1 protein-coding gene is annotated in these 228 nt (G+C 31.6%); it reads right to left on the bottom strand.

The window, feature by feature from the left end; translation table 11 throughout:
* Window positions 1–34: 34 nt before the first annotated feature.
* Window positions 35–228, bottom strand: a 194-nt coding sequence (locus SB764_RS45295; protein WP_410867481.1) for a hypothetical protein, incomplete at its 5' end; no start/stop codon positions are given.

Below are 228 nucleotides of genomic sequence, written 5' to 3'. Positions count from 1 at the left end.
ATAATAAACCCGCTTCACAGCGGGTTTATTTTTATCATAAAGCCAGCGCGTTAGAAAGCGTTTTTTTAAGTTTAAGATTATAGAGCGCCATATCAATAATATTGAATATGGATTCTTTCTGTTTCTCGTCCAGTTGTTCTATCAATTGTACTTTTTCCACTACAGATTTATTCAGAGAATCAATATCAGAATTTACAATGAACTTGTCTAAAGTAAAAGAAAGAATGG

This window comes from Paraburkholderia sp. SIMBA_027 (assembly GCF_046535315.1).
Lineage (GTDB): Bacteria > Pseudomonadota > Gammaproteobacteria > Burkholderiales > Burkholderiaceae > Paraburkholderia > Paraburkholderia tropica.
This window is presented reverse-complemented; position numbering and strand designations above follow the sequence as displayed.